This is a genomic window from Paraburkholderia madseniana, assembly GCF_009690905.1.
Taxonomy (GTDB): domain Bacteria; phylum Pseudomonadota; class Gammaproteobacteria; order Burkholderiales; family Burkholderiaceae; genus Paraburkholderia; species Paraburkholderia madseniana.
This window is the reverse complement of the sequence record NZ_VOSW01000284.1, coordinates 1-1,016: the sequence shown is the minus strand read 5'-3', so window position 1 is coordinate 1,016 and position 1,016 is coordinate 1. Positions and strand designations below refer to the sequence as shown.

Annotated in this window: 1 protein-coding gene; it reads right to left on the bottom strand. The window is 48.4% G+C overall.

Translation table 11 applies throughout. The annotated features are described in order from the left end of the window. Positions 1-1,016: hypothetical protein (locus FSO04_RS49135; RefSeq protein ID WP_199203124.1), on the bottom strand; the 1,016-nt coding region annotated here is incomplete at both ends.

Here is a 1,016-nt window from a genome sequence, read left to right as displayed (position 1 = left end):
TTTTTCCCCCTTCTCTTCTCTTTCCTCCTTCCCCTCTTCTTCCTCCTTTCCCTCCCTTTCCCTCCTCCTTCTTTTTTTCCTCTTTCTTCCTCCTTCTCTTTCCTCTTTCCTTTTCCTCTCCTTCCCTCCTTCCTTTTTCCTTCTTTTTTTCCTTTTTTCTCCTTTTCCCTCTTTTTTTTTCCTCTCTTCCTTTTTCTCTCTTTCTCTTCTCCCCCTCTTCCTCTTCCTCCTCCTTCTCTCTTTTCTCTCTCTTTTTTCTCCCTCTCCTTCCCCTCTCCTCCTCTCTTTCTTTTGTCCTTTTCTCTCCTTCTCTCTTCCTTCTTTTTTTCCTTCTTCCCTCCTTCCCCTCTTCCTCTCTCTCTTTCTCCCCCCTCTCTTCCTTTCTTTCTCCTTCCTCCCCCTTTTCCTTCCTCTTTCCTTTTTCCCTCTCTTCCCCTCTCCCTCCTCTTTCCTCTTCCCTCTCTTCTTCCTCCTTTTCTCTCTTTCTTCTTCCCTTTTTTTCTTCCCTCTCTTCCCCCCTTCCTTCCTTTCCTCCCCCTCCTCCTTCTCCCTTTTCCCCCCCTCCCTCCTCCCCTCCCTCTCTCTTCCCCTCCCTCCCTCCTTTCTCTCCTCTCTCCTCTCCTCCTTTTCTCCTCTCTCCTCCTCCTTTTCCTCTTTTCTTTTCTCCCTCTCCTTTTTTCCTTCTTCTCTTTCTTTTTCTCCTCTCTTTCTTTTTTCTTTCCCTCTCCTCCCTCTCCCCCCTCTCCTCTCTCTTCTCTTCCCCTCTTTCTCCCCCTTCTTCTCTCTTTCCCTCTTCCTCCTTCCTTCTCCTCCCTCCCCTCTTTCCTCTCTTTCTCTTCTTCCTTTTTTCTTCCCTTCTTTCTCCTTCCCTTTTCTTCCCCTCTCTTCTCCCCTCTTCCTTCCTTCCCCCCCTCCCTTTCTCTTTCTTTTCTCCTCTCTCTCTCTTCTTTCCCTTTTCTTCCTTTTCCTCCTCTCCTTCCTTTCTTTCTCTTCTCCCCCTCTTCCTCTTCCTCCTC